The sequence below is a fragment of the Magnetococcales bacterium genome, assembly GCA_015228815.1.
In the GTDB taxonomy this organism is placed as follows: Bacteria; Pseudomonadota; Magnetococcia; order Magnetococcales; family UBA8363; genus UBA8363.
On record JADGCV010000049.1, the window covers coordinates 1 to 24,606 of the forward strand.

18 protein-coding genes are annotated in these 24,606 nt (G+C 55.2%); 14 read left to right on the forward strand and 4 right to left on the reverse strand.

Annotation, left to right across the window (positions count from 1 at the left end; all coding sequences use genetic code 11):
- Window positions 1-477 precede the first annotated feature (477 nt).
- From HQL76_15700 to HQL76_15725, 6 genes are all read left to right on the forward strand, one after another.
- A complete protein-coding gene (locus tag HQL76_15700) occupies window positions 478-1,680 on the forward strand; it encodes a type II secretion system F family protein (GenBank protein ID MBF0110613.1) in 1,203 nt (400 codons plus the stop codon).
- 33 nt (window positions 1,681-1,713) lie between these two features.
- Window positions 1,714-3,021 carry a glycosyltransferase gene (locus HQL76_15705; protein ID MBF0110614.1) on the forward strand — a complete coding sequence of 436 codons (1,308 nt, stop codon included), beginning with the start codon at window positions 1,714-1,716 and terminating at the stop codon, window positions 3,019-3,021.
- Window positions 3,022-3,378: 357 nt separating this feature from the next.
- On the forward strand, window positions 3,379-5,427 hold the full coding sequence (zorA, locus tag HQL76_15710) for an anti-phage defense ZorAB system ZorA (protein MBF0110615.1): 2,049 nt from the start codon (window positions 3,379-3,381) through the stop codon (window positions 5,425-5,427).
- 3 nt (window positions 5,428-5,430) lie between these two features.
- The gene (locus HQL76_15715; protein MBF0110616.1) at window positions 5,431-6,132 is read left to right on the forward strand and encodes an OmpA family protein; all 702 of its coding nucleotides are present in this window, start codon (window positions 5,431-5,433) and stop codon (window positions 6,130-6,132) included.
- Between the two features lie 92 nt (window positions 6,133-6,224).
- Entirely contained in the window at window positions 6,225-7,778 is a 1,554-nt protein-coding gene (locus HQL76_15720) for a hypothetical protein (protein MBF0110617.1), read from the forward strand.
- A gap of 120 nt (window positions 7,779-7,898) precedes the next feature.
- Window positions 7,899-11,558: a restriction endonuclease gene (locus tag HQL76_15725; GenBank protein MBF0110618.1), complete on the forward strand. Its 3,660-nt coding sequence runs from the start codon at window positions 7,899-7,901 to the stop codon at window positions 11,556-11,558.
- A 64-nt stretch (window positions 11,559-11,622) separates the two neighbouring features.
- Here the strand turns inward: HQL76_15725 and fur are convergent, their stop codons facing one another.
- The gene (fur, locus tag HQL76_15730) at window positions 11,623-12,045 is read right to left on the reverse strand and encodes a ferric iron uptake transcriptional regulator (protein MBF0110619.1); all 423 of its coding nucleotides are present in this window, start codon (window positions 12,043-12,045) and stop codon (window positions 11,623-11,625) included.
- Between the two features lie 197 nt (window positions 12,046-12,242).
- On the opposite strand from fur, the gene HQL76_15735 reads away from it, so the two are divergent.
- The 3 genes from HQL76_15735 (at window position 12,243) to HQL76_15745 (ending at window position 14,937) form a co-directional block, all read left to right on the forward strand.
- Window positions 12,243-12,473, forward strand: coding sequence for a ferrous iron transport protein A (locus HQL76_15735; protein MBF0110620.1), 231 nt, complete (start codon window positions 12,243-12,245; stop codon window positions 12,471-12,473).
- Window positions 12,474-12,586: 113 nt separating this feature from the next.
- Entirely contained in the window at window positions 12,587-14,716 is a 2,130-nt protein-coding gene (gene feoB, locus HQL76_15740; protein ID MBF0110621.1) for a ferrous iron transport protein B, read from the forward strand.
- Window positions 14,713-14,937 carry a hypothetical protein gene (locus HQL76_15745; GenBank protein MBF0110622.1) on the forward strand — a complete coding sequence of 75 codons (225 nt, stop codon included), beginning with the start codon at window positions 14,713-14,715 and terminating at the stop codon, window positions 14,935-14,937. The genes feoB and HQL76_15745 overlap by 4 nt, the downstream gene beginning before the upstream one ends.
- Before the next feature lie 35 nt (window positions 14,938-14,972).
- Here the strand turns inward: HQL76_15745 and HQL76_15750 are convergent, their stop codons facing one another.
- Window positions 14,973-15,734 (reverse strand): Nif3-like dinuclear metal center hexameric protein, encoded by a 762-nt coding sequence (locus tag HQL76_15750; GenBank protein MBF0110623.1) that lies wholly within the window; start codon window positions 15,732-15,734, stop codon window positions 14,973-14,975.
- A 191-nt stretch (window positions 15,735-15,925) separates the two neighbouring features.
- Here HQL76_15750 and HQL76_15755 point away from each other — a divergent pair, with 191 nt between their 5' ends.
- Window positions 15,926-16,129: a hypothetical protein gene (locus HQL76_15755; GenBank protein ID MBF0110624.1), complete on the forward strand. Its 204-nt coding sequence runs from the start codon at window positions 15,926-15,928 to the stop codon at window positions 16,127-16,129.
- Between the two features lie 60 nt (window positions 16,130-16,189).
- On the opposite strand, the gene HQL76_15760 is transcribed toward HQL76_15755, so the two are convergent.
- Complete coding sequence (locus HQL76_15760) at window positions 16,190-16,414, reverse strand: hypothetical protein (protein MBF0110625.1); 225 nt, start codon at window positions 16,412-16,414, stop codon at window positions 16,190-16,192.
- 173 nt (window positions 16,415-16,587) lie between these two features.
- Window positions 16,588-16,926: a hypothetical protein gene (locus HQL76_15765; GenBank protein ID MBF0110626.1), complete on the reverse strand. Its 339-nt coding sequence runs from the start codon at window positions 16,924-16,926 to the stop codon at window positions 16,588-16,590.
- A 231-nt stretch (window positions 16,927-17,157) separates the two neighbouring features.
- On the opposite strand from HQL76_15765, the gene HQL76_15770 reads away from it, so the two are divergent.
- The 4 genes from HQL76_15770 to HQL76_15785 form a co-directional block, all read left to right on the forward strand.
- Window positions 17,158-18,009, forward strand: a complete 852-nt coding sequence (locus HQL76_15770) for a serine/threonine protein phosphatase (GenBank protein MBF0110627.1) — start codon at window positions 17,158-17,160, stop codon at window positions 18,007-18,009.
- Window positions 18,006-19,592: an SPOR domain-containing protein gene (locus HQL76_15775; protein ID MBF0110628.1), complete on the forward strand. Its 1,587-nt coding sequence runs from the start codon at window positions 18,006-18,008 to the stop codon at window positions 19,590-19,592. The genes HQL76_15770 and HQL76_15775 overlap by 4 nt, the downstream gene beginning before the upstream one ends.
- A 37-nt stretch (window positions 19,593-19,629) precedes the next feature.
- Entirely contained in the window at window positions 19,630-21,207 is a 1,578-nt protein-coding gene (locus HQL76_15780) for a cobalamin-dependent protein (GenBank protein ID MBF0110629.1), read from the forward strand.
- Window positions 21,208-21,529: 322 nt separating this feature from the next.
- On the forward strand, window positions 21,530-24,606 hold a 3,077-nt coding region (locus HQL76_15785; GenBank protein ID MBF0110630.1), incomplete at its 3' end, for a DUF4347 domain-containing protein.

Genomic DNA, 24,606 nt, shown 5'->3' on the forward strand with positions numbered 1-24,606 from the left:
AGAGATCTGTGGCATCTAACCAACCGTTTGGCAAGGAAATTCCTAGCGCACACGTTTGGAGTTTACCTCAATAGACAACTCGGTAGGCCACTTTTACAGTTCGAGAACTTGATGCAGGCGTGAAAGTCGAGCATCGCGTGATCTATGGAAGGTTGGGCAGGATCCGGTATTGGATGGGATTGAAGTTTATCCAGGGTGTGCATCCTGCACGATGGCGGAGTTGGTCCACGGTGCGGAAAAGTGTTAAGGAAGTTTAGGGACAGCATATCTGGAAAATTCAGGGACGGTAGTATTTTTTATAAAATTTGGGGACAGTATATTTTTTATTGACTCTTAGGCAGTTGATGAATGGAGGAGATCCGACGAAAAATGGTGTACAAGTAAGGAAAGACCATCCCTCCATGTGTACGATCGGAACTGGTTTAAAGAGAGCCCATCGAGGGAAACTGGGGATCAGACGTCGGGTGGAGGACAGGCATGGAGATGTATCGGTGGGATGCGAAAACCAAGACGGGTGAAAAAAAAAGCGGTGAAATGGAATCGGAAGATCCGGGTGCGGTCGCGGCCATTTTGCGCAAGCGGGGATTGACCGGGATCAATGTCAAGAAGGTTGTCAGGAAGAAACCATTATTTGGCGATCCGCCGATTACCGACATGGAGGTGGTTGTATTCACCCGGCAGTTGGCGACGATGGTGGGGGCGGGTCTGCCATTGGTGACCTGTTTTGATCTTTCTTCGCGTGGGGCGGAGAATGTGCAGGTTCGGGAAATTACCGGACGGGTCAAAAAGGATATCGAGGCGGGGACCTCTCTGACCGAGGCGCTTCTCAAGGAACCCAAGATGTTTGACGAACTTTTCGTCAACCTGATTTCGGCGGGGGAGCAGTCGGGCATTCTCGAAGCGGTATTGGAACGACTGTCGGTCTACAAGGAAAAGGCCGCTGCCTTGCGTGCCAAGGTCAAGTCGGCGATGACCTATCCCATTGCGGTGATTGCGATTGCCTTCATCATTACCGGCGTTCTGATGATTTTCGTGGTTCCGACCTTTGGTGAATTGTTCAAGGATTTTGGTGCCGAACTTCCCGCGCCGACCCGGGTGGTGATCGCCATTTCCGAATGGACGCAGGTGAACTGGTGGATCATCGTTTTCGGCATCGGCGGGGGGATTCGCGCTTTTTCCTATTTTTACAAGAAAAACAAAAAATTTCATTATTGGGCCGACAAGATGTCCCTCAATCTTCCCGTGTTTGGGATGATTTTGCGCAAATCGGCCATTGCCCGTTTTGCCCGGACCTTCAGTACGATGATTGCGGCGGGGACGCCCATTCTTGAAAGCCTGGACAATGTCGCCAAGACCGCGGGCAACATGGTGGTGGAAGAGATCATCGCCAAATCCAAGAATTCCATCGCCCAGGGGTTGTCCCTGACCGAACCCTTGAGCGAAGGGACGATTTTTCCCCCCATGGTCATCCAGATGATCAACATTGGCGAATCGACGGGAAACCTGGAAATCATGTTGAGCAAGATAGCCGATTTCTACGAGGCGGAGGTGGATCGGGCGGTCGATAACCTGACAGCCCTTCTCGAACCGATGATCCTGGTGATTCTTGGGGTATTGATCGGTGGCCTGGTGGTCGCCATGTACATGCCCATCTTTCAAATGGGTTCGGTGGTGGGTTGAAGGGCGGATGAAAACGGGAGTCGGGGAAGAGGCATGAAAAAACCGGTATTGATGATCGCCTATCATTATCCACCGGCGCAGGCCAGCGGTACCCAGAGGACCCTGGGATTTGCGCGCTATCTGCCCGAATTTGGTTGGGAACCGTTGATCTTGTCGGCCCATCCCAGGGCCTATGAGCAGCGGGATCGGGAGGTATCGGACCATTCGATGGCCAACGTTCAGGTGCGCCGCCCGTTTGCCCTGGATGCGGCGCGGCATCTTGCCATCAGGGGACGTTATGCGCGAATCATGGCCCTTCCCGATCGCTGGTCCTCGTGGATGCTGGGGGCGCTGCCGGTTGGCATGGGGATGATCCGGCGGCATCGTCCGCGGGTGGTGTGGAGCACCTATCCGATCGCCACCTCCCTGGTGATCGGACGGCTTCTTTCACGCTGGTCGGGGCTTCCCTGGATCGTGGATCTGCGTGATCCCATGGTCCTTGGTCGGCATCCCGTTGATCGGCGTATCCGTAAAGTGTTTGTCGCCCTGGAAGAAAAAACGGTCTTTCGCTGTGATCGCGTCGTGGTGACCACCCCGGGGCTCAAGGAACTGATGATGCGGCGGTATCCAAGCCTTCCCGAGGAAAAATGGCACATCATTCCCAACGGGTATGACGAGGAACAGTTCAACGATCCCGAACTCCTCAAGGCCATGTCGGTACCGCAGAACGCATTGGGAGTTGGTTCCGGACCCGGTATGGCTTCGGTGACCCTCCTTCACAGCGGCACGCTTTATACGGGAATGGAGGAACGCAATCCTGCCGTATTTCTTGATGCCCTGTGCGACCTGATCGATTCGGGAATCATCAGCGACATGATGGATTCCACCGCGAAGGGAATCCGGGTTCGGGTGATCTTCCGGGCGACCGGACATGACGCGGAAATTGGCGCCATGATCCAGGCCCGCAATCTTGGGAACATGGTGTTTTTGGAACCGACTCTCCCCTACAGGGAAAGTCTGATCGAAATGAGTGGAATGGATGGATTGCTTCTTTTTCAAGGTTCCGCCTTTGATCGCCTGATTCCGGCCAAATTGTTCGAATATCTGCGCCTGGGGCGTCCGGTCTTTGCGTTGGTAGGGGAGGAGGGCGATTCGAAAGGAATTCTTGATGCTTGCGGCGTGACGACCTGGACCCCGTTATCTGATCGGGAGTCGATTCGAAACGCCCTGGCTTCCTTTCTCCAGGGGTTGGCCGCTGGAACGCTGGCGGAACCGTCCATCGAACAGGTGCGACGGTTTTCCCGACGGGAAGGGACTGGATCCTTGGCCCGACTCCTTGACGAAACGGAATTGAAAAAATAAACGTAACTCCCGATGTTCTCTCCCGATTCGAAATTATTGAAAGAAAAAAGGGGTCTGGGGGATTGCCCCCAGGGTTTTGATTTTTCTTTTATTTTTTTTCACGCCCCCTCTCACCCAGTGCCAAGAAGAAAACACGCCCGTAGATCGTTGGAATTTCCGCTGATGTGATTCTTGTCATTGTTATTGAACTCTATGATCGAAATTTTATTTCTCAATATAATTGAAGTTTACAATCAACCAAATTCGATACAGAATACGGGAATCTGATGAAAAACAAGGGCGGATGTCCGATGATCGCATCAATCGGCATCGTGAGGTCGGATGGATTTCAATAAATGATCGAGAAGACTTAGGATCATGGAGCAAATCATCGAAATATTCGTGAACCATTGGCGCCTCTGGATCGAGGGCGGTTTGTTTGCGGAGCGGTTTTTTCAATATTGGCACCTATGGATCGTGGGTGCCCTGCTTGCGGGGATAGCGATCCGATTTTTCTGGCGGTTCGTCGTGCCCACCTACCGTCTTGACAAAAATTTGCGCAATACCATTGCAGCGATTGATTCGGTCAAGGCCCGGGGATCGGACCACAAGGTGGTCGAACTTGACGAGATCAAAAAAGCCATGGGAATTCCTGCATTGGCTCATATTTGGAGCGAATATGCCGAGACGTTGCACCCCCAAAGGGAAACCGACGAGACGGGTCAGCGGCGGATTGTACGATGGAGAGCCACGGCACTTGCCGAAACGTTTTTCACCGAGCAGGTTTTGGTCGATACACCGCTTGAAACGGAATACTACAAACATCTGCCAGGAATTTTGACGGGTCTTGGGATTATCGGAACTTTTTCCGGCCTCATCATGGGTTTGTCGAATTTTGACGTATCAGATCCGGCCCAGGCGCAGATTGAACTGAAAAACCTTATCAATTCCGTTGGCCATGCTTTTTATGTTTCGGCAGCGGCCATCGCGTTGGCGATGCTGTTCACCTGGATCGAAAAATCCAGGATTACGGCGCTCTATCGCCGGGTCGAGGAAATGGCCCAGCTCGTGGACAGCCTGTTCGATGCGGGAGCCGGTGAAGAATATTTGGAGCGGTTGGTCGTGGCTTCCGAGAACCAGGCATCCCAGGCGATGCAGATCAAGGACGCCCTTGTCGCCGATCTGAAGGAAATCCTGACGACCCTGACCGCACAGCAAATCAGTACCCAGGGGCGCCACACGGAACTGCTTTCCACCTCGATTGGCAAGACGATTGCCGACCATCTGGGCGGTCCCATTTCCGATATCGCGGTTTCTGTCAAGGGTGTCAGTACAAGTCAGAGAGAAGCGGTCAACAAAATGCTGACCGATGTCCTCGCCGATTTCAGTGGGCGTCTGGAGGGAATGTTTGGTGGGCAGATGCACGGCATGACGGAAATCCTCAAGGAAACATCCGAGGCGATGCGGACAACGGCTGGGATATTTGCACGCCTCGCTTCGGATATGGACGCGGCAGGCAAACATGCTGCGGATGCCATGGGCGAACGTCTCAATCAGGCTGTTTCTTCGATGGAGATGCGCCAACAGGCCATGAACGAACAGATGGGAACGTTCGTCAGGCAAATCCAGGCACTCGTCGCCGAGTCGCAAACCGAATCGGCCAGGAAACTTAAGGAAACTCTTGGAACGGTTGGCGATCAGGTCGCCTTGGCGGTCGCCGAACTGCGACGACAGTCCGAGGAATCCACCGAGGCCCAGGGACAAAGACAGGAGCGTTTCGCGGAAAATACGGAGAAGGCCGTCGCCTTACTTTCCTCCCATATGGAGGGATTGTTGATCCAGTCGGTCGAGACGAACCGTGCCCTGGAAAACAGCGTCCTGGGACTGTCGCAGGCGACAAACAAGGCCATCGCCGACATGAACTCGGGAGCCGAAACGCTTTTCGTAGCGGCATCGGACTTCGCCAAGGCTGGCCAAGGGGTCGCCGAAACCATGCGGGCATCGTCGGATGCCGTTGGCAATTTAAAGGTTGCCTCGAATGCGTTCGCGACAGCTACGTCCGCAACCCAAGAAATGATCGCCGATTACCGTCATACGCACGACTCCTTTGCAACCATGGTCACCGAATTTAAATCCGTTTCGGAAAATGCCAGACGTGACGCGGCAATGACCTCGGAAATCATCACGCGGATTGAGGCCGCGGCCAAGGAATTGGGGACAGCCCAACTCAAGGCCCAGGGTTATCTCGAAGGGGTCAACAAGGTATTGACGGAAGCTCATGAGTCTTTTTCGGAAAATGTCAGTCGGACCCTCCAGGAAAACAATCGTCAGTTTCACAAGGAATTGGGGAATGCGGTCAACGCGGTGTCTGTCGCTGTCAGGGATCTTGGCGATACCCTGGACAATCTGTCTGGCCGGGGTCGATAGGCCATGCTGGGCTTGAAAACGGCCACGAGAAAGCGGTCCAGGACCGAGGCGGAAAAACCGTTCTGGATTTCGTTTTCCGATCTGATGACGGCACTCATGGTTCTGTTTCTCGTGGCCATGACCGTGGCGCTGATGTCGGTGACGCAGAAAGTCATCTCCGGGCCGGAAACGCATCGCAAGAAGGTCGAGACGTGCATGGCGGAGGTGGCGACAATGACGTTGGCACAGTTTCCGGGCGTCGAGGTCAAAGGACACACGATTGGGTTTGGCACGCTCGCCCTGTTCGCGACAAACAAACACCGACTTGACGCCAAGGCCGAGACGACGTTGAAGGCCTATGTGCCCAAGGTACTCGCACTCACCCGTTCACCAGGGTGTGAATCGGTTTTCAAGCGCGTCATCGTCGAAGGGTTCGCAAGTCAAAGAGGGACCTACATTCACAACCTTGACCTCAGCCTGAAAAGGGCTGAACGGGTATTGTGCATCCTTCTCGATCCTTCGCCCTCGGATGCGCTCGATGAACGCGACCGCCGGGATGTGCGCAATCTTTTCCTGGTGGGTGGGTCTTCATTCAACGCCCTCAAGGCGAGCGACGCTGAAAGCCAGAGGATCGAATTAAAATTGGAATTTCTTGCCTACGAAGAAGATCGGGAACACATCAGGGATGCGCCACTCGATCAGGAGTTGCAATGCCCCCTGGACTGACTTCCCCGCTTGATCGACTGAGAAGGAGCCTGGAGTCTTCATTTTCTGGGGGACTGCGGCGCCCAGGGGACGCATGGACGGATCCTGAGGCAATGGCGCTACTTGAAAAGATCAGGGCGTGCCACGACGGTCCGGGGATAAAAGCCGATCCTCGAACGGTGGCGGCTGCCGTGGCTTATTTCAGGCAACACGAACGACCCGACGGGTGGCGTGGACTCAAATATGCCTGTTTTGGCGCCGGATCCCACGATGAAACCGGATGGTGTCTTCTCTCCTTGCCTCCACTGCGGGAGAAACTTTTTTCCATTGTACAAAACGAAATCGAGCCAAGACGAAAAATTAAATGTTTCCAGGCGCTTCTTTTCGCCTATTGGCAGTTTCCCCGGGCGACGGCCGGACAGGATGCGCTGCTTGGATGGACCTCGTTAAGGGACTGGCTGAAAACGCAATTACCTGCGATGAACATGATTTTTGACAGGAAACCTGATTGGTTTTCGACTCTTGGGGCCCACGCCAATCTTCTTCAGGAAAACCCGTGTGACCGATATGGCCCCGGGCTTTATGCCGGAGACAGTGCTGAATTTGCGGAAGTCATTGAATCTCTTGCTATTCCGTCCGATTCGTGGGTCCAGGATGAAGCAATAATTGTGCAAGTGAAAACGGGCATATCCCTGAACGATGATCGTTTCAAGAATGACCTTGATCCATTGCTGTCCCTGATCATGGGGAAGAGGAACATCACGCTGTCACGATCACTTCAAACCCGCTGCTTGGCCATGCTGATCTCGCGCTATGCCCGATGTTCCAACAGGGTGGAACACATGGCTCTGCGTGACGCGGCTGTTTCTCTCATTGGCAACCCCTGGTTGCAGCGGACCTCCTGGGACGCCAACGTAATCGATGATCGGGGAATGCCGGACGCCGATGCACGGGAAATGATCGACGGTTGGCTCAAACGTTGCCTCATTACCGACTTTTTCGAATTGTTGAGCGTGGACAGAACGGGGGATGCACGCCGGTTGAATTATTGGTTGAGGTTTGCACCTTTCATCAACGATATGTGGTTTGCCCTTGGTGTGGATGCAAGATCAAGGCGTGGTGAAAACTTCGAGGGCTTTCGCAGCAGAGCAAAAGGCCGTTTACTTGATTTGGAACGAGCGGCGTCGGACAACAATGCATTTATCATGCGGATTGGCGAATTCGTCGCGGTTGAATTTAGCGCGTCAGGAAATGCTCTTTATGTTTATCGATGGCATGAATTGCCCAATACAGTAATGCAGAAACTTATGTCCGGGCTTGGACGATCAGAGATTACCATCGATCTGTTGAAGTCCAAACATAACGTTCTGACAATAAAGATGCACAGGGATCGTCCGACTGCATTGGAAAGTTGGGAACAGAAATTTGACAGGGAATTGTGTCCACTTGTCGGATATCAACCAGAAAAGCGGCCTGCATTTGTTCCGGACCTTGAAAAACTTCTTGCGAACTATTCAGTCAATGGCGAGCCGATAAAATGCGAAGATCGTCGGCCTCAAGGTGGGGCATTGGGGGTTTATGTCGATGATTCCCACAACGCTTTTTCATCAAAGATAAAAAGTCTTGGATTCAATTACCAGGCTGGACGTGGCTGGTTTCGGGAGTAGCAAATGATTCGCCTGCCCTTCTGGAAAAAAAATTCTCAGGAACAAAAAGCGACCGTACCGACCGATCTTGTTCTCTCCTTTTCGACCGCTGGGGTTATGTTCGCCATTTCTCCGGAAGGAATGTGGCCCCCCCGAGATCCCGCCGCTTTTGGACAGAAAGCAGAACTTTCACGATTTCTGTCCCAAATCGAGGACGAAGGATATGCACGATCGGAACAAGACAATGTCGTGATCGGCTGGGAGGAACTCTATCGACTCATGGAGTCACCGTATGCCGAAAGTGTCAACCTGTTGGAATTGCCGCCGATGGCGGATTGGCGACCGGTTCTCGAAAGTGTCGGGTCGTTGACCGACCCAGACTTCATGATCGTTTTGGCCGGGTGGAGGTCTCCAAACGGAAGAAGAGCGCATGGCAACCCAACGATTACGGGGGCGATTCTCAAGGTTGACGGAACAGAGATTCTTTTGTCGAAGGCTGTGTGGGAAACGGTGGCAGCCGTTTCCATGTTTCATCGTTCCCGGGCAGAACAAAATAAACGGGACGCCGATTGGAACCGACGCGCCTGGGCTGCGGTGCGCACAAAGGCCCACGGAACGGCGATCTTGTCCAATTTTCTTGCCAATACGGTTGTTCTGACCCCCGAAAAACTTGACATCAATCTGCGCAAACACAGTGGAACCGGCAGTCGGGGCGTTGAAGTCATCCCAGGATTCGCGGAGCAGCCACGACGTTGGTTGGAACTGTTCGACCGCATCGGAACCGTGCTGGATCGTTATGAAATTCCTGACGATGAGGGAATGGCGCATGTCCTGGTTTCACCGGAAGTGCAAACGGTGCTGCGTGAAATCAAACGAATGCCTGGACGACGTGTCGCCGGAGACAGGGCGGAGGCCTTCCTGCGCAATCCATTTGCAACCCTGGGACCGGTTGCAACGGAGGTCATTGATCCGGAGCAATTCGAGCATGCACGGGAGATGGCGGGAATTTCGTTTACCCGGTTTACCGCACGGGTCAATACCGATGAAAATGGTCATCCCGTCGAGACGGCATTGTCGATCGAAGAAAGCATCGGCGGGAATGTCAGGGTGACGGAGTACCCGTTCGAAGGTGTTGCCGACCTTCGAGAATTCATTAATAAAATCGATGCCAAAATGAAGGCAAATGCCCAGTGTTGTCACTGGAAAGGATTTGACCTGGAAATTCTCGGTGATACGCCCGATCAGGTGGAAATGCTGCGCCATGCCCTGGCCGGGATGGGCAGAGGGCAGCGAATCACCAAGGCCGAATTGTTGGATCTGTCGCGCTATTCCGAACGAATCGAAAGATTCGGCATCGAGAAACTTGATTATTCCCCGTTCATTGCCCGCAGCGACAAGGATGGGGGATGGATCCCGGAAAGCATTCAGCTGCCTGTGCTCTACACCCCCGAAGGTGGTGGCAAGACGGTTCCCGTGAAGATGTCCGGGGAGGAATTGCCTCGATTCCGCGAGGCTGTCGCCAGGGCCAGGGTGGAAAACCAGGATACGTTTACCTGGCACGGATGTCCGGAACCTCTTCCCACGGCCTGGGCGGAGGGCGTTCTTGGTCCATTCAATCTTGGGATCGACGATATTTACAAGAGATCTGTCGATCCTGATCGGACAAAGGCCGGGGGACAAGCCGGAGAACGCCAATCTCTCATCATCAAGCCGAATGTGAACACACTCGATTACGAAGAAAAGAGTGACAGATTGGTGTGCCCCGATTCTTTGGTCCCGAGGTTGCCCGTATCGTTGAAACCTGAAGTCGTTCTCAAGGAGCACCAGCGTAAGGGGGTGGCGTGGTTGCAGTGCCTGTGGTCGCAATCTCCGAGAGCCTGCCGGGGAGCGCTTCTTGCCGACGATATGGGTCTGGGCAAGACGATTCAGTTGTTGACCTTCATGGCTGCCCTGCTTGAGGAAAATCCGCAGACGGATCCATTCCTGGTGATCGCTCCGGTATCGCTTCTGGAAAACTGGAAGGAGGAGATCGACAAATTTTTCAAAACGGATACCTTTTCCGTGCTGACACTTTATGGGGCGGATCTGACACAAAAAAGAGTGCCGGCAAAGGAAATGGATCCGGAAGTGGTCAGGGATGGCATCACAAGGCTTTTGCGGAAAGACTGGCTTGGCGAGGCAACACTGGTTTTGACAACCTATGAAACCTTGCGCGATCTTGAGATTTCTCTGGCCGGACAACAATGGTCGGTGATCATTTGCGACGAGGCACAGAAGATCAAAAACCCCAATGCAATGGTTACCCGCGCGGCCAAGAAGCAGAATGCCCGTTTCAAAATTGCTTGCACAGGGACCCCGGTTGAAAACACCCTCGTGGATTTGTGGTGTCTGTTTGATTTCATTCAACCTGGTTTACTGAAGGCGCTCAAAGATTTTGGTGAACGATATCGAAGACCTGTCGAAGCGGCGACCGGGGAGGAAAAAGAACGTGTCGAGGAACTACGGAAGCATATCAAACCCCAGACGCTGCGACGCATGAAGGTCGATGTCGCCAACGATCTTCCGAAAAAGATTGAAATGGCGGACTGCCGCTCTTTGCCGATTTCAAACTACCAGCGCAGACTCTATGCCGAGACGATCGATGCGTTTCGCAAAATAAAATTGATCGATGAGAGGGGGGCTCCGAATCATCTGGGGTTGCTTCACTATCTGCGTCGGCTGTGTTCCGATCCGCGTCCACCCGGCACGGTCGCGACGGATGGAACTTCTCTGGATGAACTTTTGTCCCGATCGCCGAAGATGTCCTGGCTGATGCGGCAACTTGAATCGATCAAAAAGCAGGGCGAGAAAGCGATCGTGTTTTGTGAATTGCGGGACGTGCAACGTCTCCTTCAACGGGTCATATCGAAACGGTTCGATTGTGTACCCGATATGATCAATGGGGAAACCTCGGTGGCGTCGAAAAATGCCAACAACCGGCAACGACGGATCAAAGCCTTTCAGGAAAAGTCGGGGTTCGGAGTCATCATCCTGTCGCCGCTGGTGGTTGGATATGGCGTCAACATCCAGGAAGCGAACCATGTCATCCACTTTACCCGCCCCTGGAACCCGGCCAGGGAAGACCAGGCAACGGACCGCGCTTTTCGCATCGGGCAGAGACGCGATGTGTTCGTCTATTATCCGACTGTCGTCGCCAACGACTTTTTAACCTTCGATGCAAACCTCAATGTTCTGCTTGAAAGAAAGCGGGATCTCTCGAAAGATATGCTCAATGGCGCGGAGGACCTGAAATTTTCTGATTTCAGCAATCTTGGAGTTCCAGAAGGTGGCGTGGTCTTCGAGGATGAACCCCTGACCGCCATGCACCTGGAATCCTTTGACGGGGATGCCTTTGAAGCCTTCTGCGCAATCCTGTGGAGCAAGCAGGGTTACGCGCAAACGCAGCGCACGCCAAAGTTCCGAGACGGTGGCATCGACGTCGTCGCCGTGTCCGGAAAAAAAGGTGTGCTCATCCAGTGCAAAAGTTCGTCCATCGGCGAAAAAGAATTGGGTTGGGAGGCGGTCAAGGATGTTGTCGCAGGGCGGGCGGCCTACCTGGCGCGTCATCCAGGAGTGGAATTTTCTCTGTTCGCTGTTACCAACAGGCGGTTCAATCAGACGGCGCTTGCCCAGGCAAGACTCAATCAGGTCGAATTGATCGATGGCACGGACCTGGCTCTACTGTTGAAAAAGCATCCCGTTCGTAGAAGCGAACTCGATTCCTACATGTTCGAAGGGTGGGATCGGAAGTGCTGCGGCTGAATTTTTCCTTCGAAATCAATCATCTATTGGATGAAAAACGTTGCTGGACCGAGGTGAAACCCCATCACAAATTCGGGCAGTGGGGGTTGGTGCATTCGACGTACAGATACAGCAGATGATCGACCAGCTTGAAACCGGCCATTTCCGCCGCCAGTTTCTTCCGTTCCTCGATGATGGGGTCGGAAAATTCGAACATCTTGTTGCATTTCAGGCAAATCATGTGGTCATGATGTTCCAGGGGGGCCAGTTCGTACACCGCCTTGCTGTCCTGATGCTTGTGCCGCAACAGTATTCCCGCGTGTTCAAACTGGGTCAGGATCCGGTAGATGGTGGCAAGACCGGTTTCATTTCCTTTTTCTTCCAGGAGTCGATGAATCGCTTCGGCGGTCAGATGCTGATTCTCCTCCTTCGAAAAAAGTTCGAGAATCGTCAGGCGCGACAAGGTCGGACGTAGACCCGCTTCTTTCAATTCCTTGTATTGATTGATCATATCCTTCCCCATTGAATGAAATGTCTCGCCATCGCCTCTTTACGGACCTATTGTGAAATGAGGTCGGTATGGGATGCAAGCGTAATAAGAATGAAAAATGATTGAAATTTATGCTGGAGAATCATTCTTGGAACGGGTATCGTTTTCTCGCTGAGGATTGAATATCAACCTGATTGTAGCCATGGTGTCGCTCCATGAAAATTCGACTCATCGATCTGAAACCGGGGGAAACAGGGACCATTCGTGGAATTTCCGGGTCCATTCAACATAAGAAACGACTCCTGGCCATGGGGATTGTCCAGGGCAAGGAAATTACCGTGGAAACGGTCGCCCCTCTGGGCGATCCGAGGATCTACTCCGTTCTGGGGTATCGCTTGAGCATGCGTAACGAAGAGGCGGGGACCATTGCCGTCGATCCGGTGTAATTTCGGGGGCAATGATTTCGGGCAGGCGGAAAGGGACGTGAAAAAAAACAAATCAAGCGTGGACCGAAGTCGGCATGGGAAGACAGGGCGTCGCTTCAGGGAAGGCGAAATCGATGGAAATGGAAAAAATAATCGTCGCCCTGGTGGGTAATCCCAACTGTGGCAAGACGACCTTGTTGAACCGGATGTCCCATGCCAGGGAAAGTGTCGGCAACTATCCTCGGGTCACCGTGACCTTGACACGCCGGACGTTGGTCCATGAAGGGGTGGTGATCGAACTGGTGGATACGCCGGGCATTTATGCCTTGACGTCGCATTCGAGCGAGGAACGGGAAACCCGGGAATTCATCCACTCCGGTCAGGCGGATATCATCGTCAACATTGTCGATGCGGGTAATCTGGAACGCTCCTTGTTCCTGACCTCCCAACTGATCGAAATGGGAATGCCGATGATGTTCGTGCTGAACATGATGGACGAGGCGCGTCGCAGGCAATTGACCATCGATGTTCATGGCCTTTCTTCCATGCTCGGCGGTTCGGTTTGGGAAACCGTCGCCACCCAGGATCACGGCATCGGGGAACTGTTGGATGGCATCATCGACATGCATCGAAACAAGGTGGTGCATGAACCGGTTTTTCTCCCTTACGATGCCCATCTGGAACGGGCGGTGGAACGGGTGCAACGGCTGGTGAATGAACTGCACCCACGGGCGATGGATCAAAATCAAAGCCGCTGGCTGGCTATCAAACTTCTGGAGGGGGATGATCAGATTCTGGTGCGGGAGGGGGAGCATGTCCATCTGCTCGAAATGGTTCACCGGCAACGCTACGATCTGGCGCGCGATCATGGCGAGGAGTGCGAATTGATGTTTGCCGCCGCCCGCTACGGATTCGTTCATGGAATGGTCCAGGAAGCGGTCCAGGGACCCTTGAATGAACGGGATTCCGGGGATTGGACCGGACGGTTGGACCGGTTTTTTCTCCATCGATTTTTGGGCCTTCCGATCCTGTTTGGGCTGCTTTGGACCATGTTTCATTCGACCTTCTCTCTTGGAGAAATTCCAATGGGATGGATCGAAAACGCGGTGGCATGGATTTCGGGGCATGTCGAAGAACTTCTTCCCGAAGGATTGGTCCATGACCTGGTGGTGGATGGCATCATCGCCGGCGTCGGCGGCACGGTGGTGTTCCTTCCCAATATTGTCATTCTTTTCTTTTTCATGGCCCTGTTCAGCGAGACGGGATATCTGGCCCGGGCCGCCTTTCTCATGGATCGGTTGATGCACTCCTTCGGCCTGCATGGCAAGGCGCTCATTCCTCTGGTCATGGGGTTCGGTTGCAACGTCCCGGCGGTCATGGCGACGCGGACCATCGAGGATCATCGATCGCGGATGATCACCATCATGATCAGCCCCTTCATCCTTTGCTCTGCCCGTCTGCCGGTGTTCATCCTGTTCGCCGGGGCCTTCTTCGGCGACAGGGGCGGCCTCATGGTGATGCTGATGTACGTCCTGAGCATCATGGTCGCCATGGGGGCGGCGGTTTTTCTCAACCGTCTGATCCTCAAACGTGTCGAGGATCCGTTTGTCATGGAATTGCCGCCGTACCGTTTGCCGACGTTGCGGGCGATCATGATTCACATGCAGGACCGGATCGTCGGTTTCATGCAAAAGGTGGCCGGGGTGATTCTGGTGGGGTCGATCATCATCTGGTTTCTTCAGGCGTTCCCGCAACACCAACATCTGAGTCGTGACTATGCGGGTGAAATCGCCCGAATGGAACAAATGGCCGATCCGGCCCCCGATTGGGAAGCCATCGCCGCGCTGAAAATGGAACAATCCCAGGAGGAACTGGAAAAAAGCTACCTTGGACAGATCGCCCGAACGATCGCTCCCATCTTCGCTCCGCTCCAGTTTACCTGGAAGGATACTGTCGCCGTGTTGACCGGTTTCGTCGCCAAGGAGGTGGTGGTGGCCAGTTATGCGGTTCTTTATGCCCAGGGCGAGGGGGCGGGTGAAAACTCCGAATCGTTGCGTCGATCGTTGTCCGCCTCCATGACCCCCCTGGTCGCCTTTACGTTCATGCTTTTTGCCTTGTTGTACGCCCCATGTCTGGGGACGATCGCCACCATCCGCCGCGAGGCGGGTGGATGGAGATGGGCAGGATACAGTGTCGCTTTTTCCCTGTCGTTGGCGTATGGCTTGTCGTTGGGTGTCGTCTGGATCGGAGGGTTGCTGTCATGACCTGGAACGGATGGTGGGAACCATTGATTCTGATCGTTGTCTTGATCCTCTCTCTGCTGTTTGTCGGGCGGCGGTTTCTGCGGCTGTTTTCCGCCGCCACATCCGCGAAGTGTTCCTGTTCGAACAATTCCTGTTGCCAACAAAAACCGTCCGCCACGACCCGTATCATTCCCATCATGGTCGCGAAGGATCATATTTCCAAGGGTTCCGGGGCTTCCTGATCAATGGCAGTTACGGATACCTGGACGGTTACAAGTCAAAAAGGATTGCGGGTGTCATGGAAATGATGCCCGATACCGAACTTGCGTGCCAGATGATCACCCAGGGCGTGAACGCCAAGGGTTTCGGTTGCGTGATGTCCGGCGGCGATGCAATGGATTTTCTCTTCCCGGGCCAGATAATGGATCGGTTCGCCAACCTCCCCCGTCAAAAACAGATCGGCTCCCCGGGCCTTGGCCTCGCGAATCAATTCGGGGGCGCCTCCGCTGCAAACGGCGATGCGAACGATTTTCTTTCCTCCCCAGGGAAGAACCATCGGCGTTGCATGCGGAAGGGTCTTTTTTACCCTTTTGATGATTTTCTCCAGCGAAACCCCCTGGTTCAGTGATCCCATGAACGAAATATTCTGGTGATGGTAGTGACCGAAAGGCTCCAGTTTCTCAATGCCAAGCCCGCGCAACAGCAAAACATTGTTGCCCAACCCTGGATGGGCATCCAAAGGAAGATGATAGGCGAGAAGAGTCAGATCATGTTTCAAAAGGATTCCGAGCCTTCGTCGCATGGAACCTTCGATAATCCGCGAATCCTTGTCCCAGATCAGTCCATGATGCACCAGGATTGCATCTCCCTTGCGTTCAAGGGCCACCTGAAACAGTTCCAGGCTGGCGGAAACCCCGGTGACGATCTTTCGAATTCTTCTCCGGCCCCGTACCTGGACGCCATTGGGACAGGCATCGGAAAACTGTCCCACATGGAGAAACTGTTCCAGGTGCCGCTCAATCTTCTCCAGTCTGGCCATGGCAAACGATCCTGCGAAAGAGTGTCATTTCGTGTGTGGAAGTCGGTCCCAATGTCACGGCGATCTGTCAAGGTTTGAAAAAATCAATTGACCTTGAAAGGTTTTTTGCCGAATAATAATCAGGGAGCCTGTGAATCGACTAAGTAGCAATCGATGCACCGGCTCGTTAAGTGAATGCCAAGGAGGAGTTTATGGTCATCTCGTCGCAAACAGGCTGGATGACGCTCGGTCCCGAATATTCTCCCCCTCCAACACGGATCGAGAAGGGGGGTCAATTGCTGGGACGGTTCGCCGAGCGTCCAAATACAGGCAGGCGCCGTGGCGAAAACAGCACCGATGCCGATTTCCAGTCGGTCTTCAAGCGTGTCGTCGAAGAAAGTTCAGGGCGTCGCTGATCCATTTTCATCCACTTCCGGGGGAAACCCCAATGCCTTGATGGCCAAGGGCAACCACGGTCAAAAGGCGTCATCCATCAGGGTCGTATCCACCATGCCACGATCCACCGCGACACCGCTCCATACCGGAAGGGTCCAGGCGTCGTTGATCATGGAAGGCGTTTCGTACAACGCGATAAAACGGTCCAGCGCCAGCCATTTCAATTCCATGGGGCTGGCGTTGTGACCGTGGGATGGCTGACGAAGCTCCTGTTGCAGTAAAAATAGGTCGGCGTAGGTTTTCATGATGTCCCTGGCTTGGGTTCAATAGTTCCGGATCGGACCGCCACCCCGCGATGGGTCCCCTGCAAAACGGGGAGATCCATCGGGGAACGGTGGAGGTGAAAAGCACGAAACATACCAGAATAATTGCCAGGCAAGGTGCCCATCCTTCCGCCAACCTTCTTTAGCGATGGCCTTCAATGAAGAAGGTGCAGCTCCGAGCTGTCTCGCATAACCGTTTTTTCTCCCCATTTTTCCTCGATTTCCTGGGCTGATTCCAGTAATTCTTCCCGTTGGATTCCCAGATAGCGCGCCATTTCGTTCATATCCCAGAAGGGCTCCTGATTTTCGGAATAACCCAAGGGTTGCGGGTAGGGACCGAAAACCTCTTCCACCGCCAGGCGCATGGCGTGACGGATATGGGGATCGGGGCACATGGCCAAAAATTCCCAGGCATCGTCGAAAGCGGGATGTTGTGGCCCCTTACCCACGATGTCGAGTGCCGAGCCGATAGTGACCGTCTGGTTGTGGATCATGGGAAACTCCATGGCGTGCTGGTGTATCAAGGAAAAAAATAATAAAACAGATCACTTTTTATCGCCCGGAACTCGTTTCGCCCGGAAGATACCGTGGTTGAAGCAAATTTTGGACCACGATTCAATACATTGTAGATAAACGATAAATTGATTATTCTGTTTCGGAAGTGGGCAAAAATCACCATCACGGGGGCAAAAATTGCCGGTCGCTTCCGGGTGTACATGGCGCCGATGTCGCGGGCCGGCGCCACTGTTATCGAAAGGGCATTGCAGGTGTCTGGTTTTTTTCGAAAAATATTTTCCGGAGGTTTCGGGAAAAAAGCGGCGGTTCCGGAGCGGGTCGCGGTCCAGGGACCGGAAACTCCGGCAACGATTCCGTCCGGCTTGCGTATCTATGCCGTCGGCGATATTCACGGACGGGCCGACCTGCTTGGTCACTTGTTGGATCTGATCAACGTTGATGCCTTGGCCATTCCCGCAACGACGCGAAAAATGGCCATTTTCCTTGGTGACTACATCGATCGTGGCGACCATAGCCGCGAAGTGATCGATCGATTGCTGAACGATCCCCTGCCCGGATTCGAAACGGTGTTTCTCAAGGGAAATCATGAATCGGAAATGATGTCCTTCCTTGCCCAACCCGATCCGGTCCATGGCTGGTTGCAACATGGGGGGCAGGCGACCCTGTTCAGTTATCGGGTTCGCGCCGCCAATCGCATTTCGGCCCAGGAAAAAATGATGGAATTGCGGGATGGGCTCCTCAAGGCGATTCCCAAGGAACATCAAAGGTTCTACTCCGATCTGCGTCTCAGTGTCGCGCTGGGGGACTATCTGTTCGTTCATGCGGGGGTTCGCCCCGGAGTGGCCCTGGAGCGGCAAAATCCTGTCGATCTGATGTGGATTCGGGAACCTTTTTTGAGTTCACCGTTGTATCACGGTCGGATGATCGTCCACGGACATACCGTGACCGAACGACCGATCACCCTTCCCAACCGTATCGGGATCGACACCGGGGCCTATTATTCGGCGCGGCTGACGTGTCTGGTCCTGGAAGGCGAAACCAGACGCATCCTTTCCACATGATCATATTTCGCATTCTTTCCCTTCTCTTCCTGATGTCGTCCCTGGCGGGCTGCACCCTGCAACCGGTGGTCGAGCGCCTGGCCCTGTTCGAACCCGAGGCGCCGCACGACAAGGGGATGACCTCGGGGACCCTGGCGGTTCTGCCTTTGCGGGGACACCCGGAACAGGCCATGATGCTCAACCGATCGTTTTTTGATTTTTTTCACCGTTTTGTTCCGGGGGAACAGGCGGGGCCATGGCTGGAACAGCCACCCTTGAGCGAGGAACGGTTGTTCGATGACGAGACGGCGCGGCAATTGGCGGCTTTGGGGGTCGAATGGGTGCTGACGGGACGTTACCAACAGCCACCCAGGGGATTTTTCACCCTGGAAATGATTCGTGTTGGCGATCACGATCCGTTCTGGATGTTTGGCATCCCCTGGACCGGCGAGGAACAGGGGAGCGAAATCGCCGGTCGGGCGCTTGGGCGATTGGAAGAAAAAATGACATTCCAGGGACGCGGAGTTCTCTTTCCTGTTCGTTCAGCGGAAGGATTTTCTCTTCCCCAACGGCCCGCGACCCCCCTGGCAATGCCACGGGTTTTTCCGGTCGTGAACGAATCCACCACGGTGAAGGAAATGATCACGATCTCTTCCGTTCCCGATGTGGCCCCCAGGCCGCAACGCGCGGCTTTGGCGACCGCTGTTCCGGAAGCACGGAAAAAAGAGGGCGAAATGATCCATTCCGGCAACGGGGAGGATTCATTCCCCCGGACATCGGTGGACGAACAGGGGGTGGATGGCCGGAAGGAGCGCTATGTGTTGCAGGCGGGGGTCTTTCTGAAGGTGGAAAATGCCCGGACGTTGTATCGGGAATTGCGGCGGCGGGGTTATGAGGCGGAAATGGCCCAGGTGGGGGGCAAAGAGGGGATGCCCGTGGCATGGCGGGTGTGGATTGGACTTTATGATCGCTATTCCGAGGCGCGGGAACAGGCGCGAATCTTTTTGACCAGGGAATCCCTGCCCATTCACGTCGCGTTGCGGACCCGGGAGGTGGGCTTGTTTCGTTATGCCGTTCAGGTGGCGGGTTTCACCGCTCGGGCCCGGGCCCGGGCGCTGGCGACGGTGTTGCAATCGAAGGGATACGAAGCGACCGTCCAGGAATCCAGGGATGCCGACGATCGCGTGTGGCATTCGGTCTGGATCGGGCGGTTCTGGAATCTGGGTCCGGCGCGGCGTTTGGCGAAGTCTTTCAGGGACAGGGAAGGGCGGCCTGTCTATCTGACTCCCATCGATGCCCATTCTTCGCTGCGGATGGTGGCCGAGGTCGAGGCGGCGGAAAACGGGGCCCAAGGGAAGGACGGGCGGTATGCGGTTCAGGTCGGCAGTTTCACCGAGGAGGAGCGGGCGCGGGAGTTGGCCGATTTCTTGCGCGCCAAGGGGTATCGTCCCTCGATTCTGTCTCAGACCGACGGAGCGGGGCGTCAATGGCGCATGGTGTGGATCGGTCGGTTTCATGGATTTTCAAAAGCCCGCCGTCTGCGCGACAGCTACCGGTCGCGCGAGGGGCGGCAGGCGTTCGTGACCTCCGTTCAGACCTTGTAGATTCGGTCCGACGTTTTGTTTTCTTCCAGGGTGGGCGATGAATGTCCTTCTGATGACCTGCCGGGCCAATTCCGAAGAGGAAGACCGGGAGCTTCCAGGTCAAATGCCTTTGGGGTTGGGATATATAGCCGCTTTTCTTGAACGGCATTCGCGGCATTCGGTGACCATTATCGACGTTCCCCATCGAAATGTTTCGCTGGAAACGATCGCCGATACGATCGAGGGACAAGATGTCCGGGTCGTCGGATTGACCACCTATGTCTCCAGCGCTTCGTTTTTGAACCGGGTTACCCTGTTTTTGAAAACCCGGTTTCCCCACCTTCTGATCGTTGCCGGCGGTCCCCTGGCTTCGACCCTGCCCCATCTTCTGTTGCGGTGGTACCGTGTCGATGTGGTCGTTCAGGGACCGGGGGAACGGGCTTTTCTCGAAATCGTGACCAACCTGGAACGGGGCATCCCCAATCCGCCCCTTGTCACCGGGACTTTGCCGGCCAATATCGATGACCTTCCCGCGCCCGATTGGCGGGCGCTCGCCTGGGATACCTACTCCTATCTCCCACCCTGGCACGGCTTTCCCATACTGACCAGCCGTGGTTGTCCCTACCAGTGCAACTATTGCACGAAGGTGACCGGCAACATCTACCATCGTCGCACTGTTTCCGGAATCATCGAGGAAATAAAACGGGCGGTGACATCCTTCGACCTGGAAAGTTTCATGGTCCAGGACGAACTGTTGTTCGCCTCGACCAGACATTTGAAATCCTTTTGCCGGTCCTTGATTCAAAGCGGCCTCGATGTCACCTGGTCCGCCGCGAGCCGGATCGATCTTCTCGATGGCGAAAGCGTGGAACTCCTGAAGGAGGCGGGTTGTCGGGCCATCGGGGTCGGCATCGAATCGGGCAGTCAGCGCATGCTCGATCGGATGAACAAAAACCTTTCTCTGGAAAAATCGGCCATCAATATCGGTCGTCTTGGGAAGGTGGACATCCGGATCATGCCCTACATCATCGTCGGCTATCCCGGCGAATCGCGGGAGACCCTCGAAGAGACGGAACGCTTTTTGATCGAAAACAACCTTTACAGCGCCATGACCTATGCCTTTCCTTTCCCTGGAACGACCTTGTGGCGGATCGCCCTGGAACGAAACCTGATCGCCTCTCCCGAGGAATATCTGGCGCGGGAACGATTTTCGGTGTCGGCGATGCAGTATAATTTTACCGAAATGGCCGCGGATGAACTACACGAAACGGTCGAGGGGATGAAGGAGCGGGTGTTGCGCAATTATATCCGTTCGCTGATCGGCAATGACCTGGCCCGTTTGCATGGTGCATGGAGCGATCGGGGGATCCATATTTTCGGCGCCGGTTTCCTTGGGAAGGGATTGTACAACCTTTTGGCCGAGGACCAGCGGATCAAATCCAGGATCAAAACATTTCTCGACGAGGATCCACGGCGCATCGGCGGCAGCCATGCCGGGGTCCCGGTGGTCTCTCTCGCCGATTCCGTCATTTCCGAACGGGATCTTTTTTTTGTCGCCAACAATTATTACGCCGATCTCATGCGGGAAAAACTGTACCAGAAAAACGCTGACGCCCTCGTGGTCTGCCTGGGGTAGGGGGGCCATCGAGGGTGATCCGTTTGCGATGCACGGGTAAAATAAAACCCTTCTGGATTTCCATTTGTAAAAAAAATTTCGCTTCTTCCTGTCCCACCCAGTGGCTTCAATACAGTAACTAATTATAAAATATAGAGAAAATTTAAGAAAGATCGCGGTACGCTTGTTGCAAACCGTATTCATACGGCGCCGGACCCGTGGATCGGCGGGTCGCGGTTGGTTTCAGGGGGGAAACCATTTTCCATCGGGCCAGGGATCGTGATTCGTGTTGGTGGTGGTTCCGGTGGGCAACAGGGGTCCGAAAACAATTTCGGAAAGTGCCATGAAACCAGTGCATGATTCCGGCAATAATCGTCGAAACGTTTCCGTCGCGACCTCCATGGCCCATTCCATGATGCTCGCCCTGGAGCCACGTATCCTCTTCGACGGCGCCCTGGTGGCGACGGCGAAAGATGTGTTGGATGATCATCAGGTCGCCCTTGACCTTGAAATGGTTCGGGAGGATTTCGGGGGGGACGTTTGGGAGGCAGGGGTTCCCGATTGGCAGCCGGTCCTGAAGCAACTCGCGACGATGGGTGGCTCGGTGATGTTCATCGATACCGGGGTGGCGGGATGGCAACAATTGCTTGCCGCCGTGACTCCGGGGACGGAAGTCCGATTGCTTGACCCGGAGCGGGACGGCATCCGTGAAATTACTGAAGTTTTGGCAGGGCGCGGGCACCTGGATGCCATCCATATCGTTTCCCATGGCCGGGCGGGGGAGGTCCTCCTGGGCAGTGGTCGCCTGAGCCTGGAAACGATTGCGTGGCAGGCGGATGTTCTTGGTCAATGGGGCGCGGCCCTGGCTCCGGAGGGCGACCTGTTGATCCATGGTTGCGACGTGGGGGCGGGGGAACGGGGGCAGGCGTTCGCCACGGCGATGGCTGCGGCGACCGGCGCCGATGTGGCGCTCTCGACCGATGCCACCGGGGCGGTCCATCTGGGTGGGGATTGGGAGTTGGAATTGCGTCACGGGACGATCGAATCTCCAGTCCCGTTCGTTCCGGCGCTCTTGGCCTCCTACCAGGGACTTCTGGAAGCGCCCCAGGCCCTCCCCGGGGTCCACGATCATGGCATCACCCTCGATGGCGTCAACGACCGGGTCGATCTGGACGACCGGACCGAGGGAAAATATCCGCTCAACCGGACCCAGGGGACGATCACCCTGTGGTTCAAAATCGATGAAAATTATTCGACCGCCACGGGCAAGGTTGGATTCATTTTCGCCAATGTGTTGAACGGGGCCGGCGATCTGATTCATCTGCATGTGGAATCGTCGGGATCGCAAAACTGGAATCTGTTTGGCGGCCTGGATGGCTATAACAACACCTCGATTGCCTCTGCCCGTGCCGGACAGTGGCATCATGCGGCCCTGACCTGGAGGACCGATGGCACGGGGGACATCTACCTGGACGGGCAGAGGATCAAAAACTATGCTGCGGGAATCTCCTTCAGTTCCACCAACGCCATTAACACGACGGTCGCCATCGGTACCTATGCCGATTCGGGAGCAGTCACCTTTCCCGGAGCGGTCGCTGAAATGCGGGTCTGGAATACCGGACTGAGTACGACCGCGGCCACGGCCCTGTCCTGGGTTCGTACCGACATGACGACCGCATCCCTGACCGGAGGGGAGGCGGGATTGACAGGGTATTATCCCTTGAACGACGGGGTGACCAATCCCGCCGATGCCACCGCCACCGATACCAAAAGCGGCATCGATGCGCCACTTCTCCCCGTGGGTCAACCGCAATGGATCACCCGCCCCGCCGAAGGGAGCGCCGGGGTGACCGTGGCCCTGGGGGGATCGGATGCGGATGGCGATGCCATCGTGAAGGCGACTCTGACTTCCATTCCCAATGCCACGACCCAGGGTTCGCTGTACCTTCCGAGCGATTTGACCACACCTCTGGGGGTGAATGCCCAGATTTTGACCGCAAGCGATGCCCTGCGGCGGGTTGTGTTTGTACCGGTGACTGATTTCGATGGCACCGTCACCTGGAACTTCACCGTCAACGATGGCAGCGCCGATTCGAGCGCCGCGGCCGTGTCCATCACCATGGCCCCGGCCCAGGATGCCCCGGTGTTGACCGCCGCCGCCCCATCCCTGACCGCCATTACCGAAAACGATACCACCAACTCGGGTCAGACCATCGCTTCCTTCGCCGGCAGCGCCATCACCGATGTCGATACCTCGCCAACCCCCAGTGAAGGGATCGCCATCACCGCCGTCAACAGCGGTTATGGAACCTGGCAGTATGATGCCGGGAGCGGCTGGCAGGCGGTGGGGGCGGTTTCGGGGACATCGGCGCTTTTGTTGCGCGATACCGACAAGATTCGTTATGTCCCGGACGGGTTGCACGGGGAAAACGTCGGTCTGACCTATCGTGCCTGGGATCGGACAAGTGGCACGGCGGGAACCAAGGTGGATGTCTCCGTCAATGGTGGCGCCACTGCCTTTTCCACCGCCACCGATACGGTGTCGCTTGCCGTCACCGAAGTGATCGATCCACCGCAACTCAACATTGGCACCGGGGATCAGGTGGTTTACGATGGCAATAACGACTATATTCGCAATACAACCTTTTCCTTTCCCACCAGTGCCTTCACCATCGAAATGTGGTGGAAGCCGGCGACAAATCTGACCAGCGCCAGTACCCGCCAGGATCTTCTTTACAGTGGTACCGCGACGGGCAGGCCGCACATCACCTTCAACAAGAATGGCGGCGGCGAAATTGGCATATTCACCAAGATCGGCGGTCCCAGTTATGACACCGCCGTGACGACGACCACCTCCTGGACGGCGGGGCAATGGTACCATCTGGCCTTTACCTTCGATGGCGGCAATACACGGGTTTACGTCAACGGACAACTGGAACGGCAGGTCGCGCAACCGGGTGTCCATGATGCCCAGACCGGTTTTTATCTTGGGGCGCGTTCCAATCTGACCTATGACATGAGTGGCAGCCTTTCCGACCTGAGAATTTGGAGTACCGCGCGTTCCCAGGGTGAGATCGACGACAACATGAGCCGGGTTCTGACCGGGAGCGAAGCGGGATTGTCGGGATACTGGCCCATGAACGAGGGCAGCGGCGCTTCGGTGAACGATGATGCCGGTTCCTCCGATGGAACGATCACTGCGGCCACCTGGAGTTCGACCGATTCGGCCTGGGGGATGGAAGAGGAGGACATCGCCATTGCCGGCCTGTCGATCACCGATGTCGATGCCACCGGCAACGAAACCCTGACTCTGTCGGTGACCAGTGGCATCCTGACGATCGATCACTGCCTTTTCCACCGCCACCGATACGGTGTCGCTTGCCGTCACCGAAGTGATCGATCCACCGCAACTCAACATTG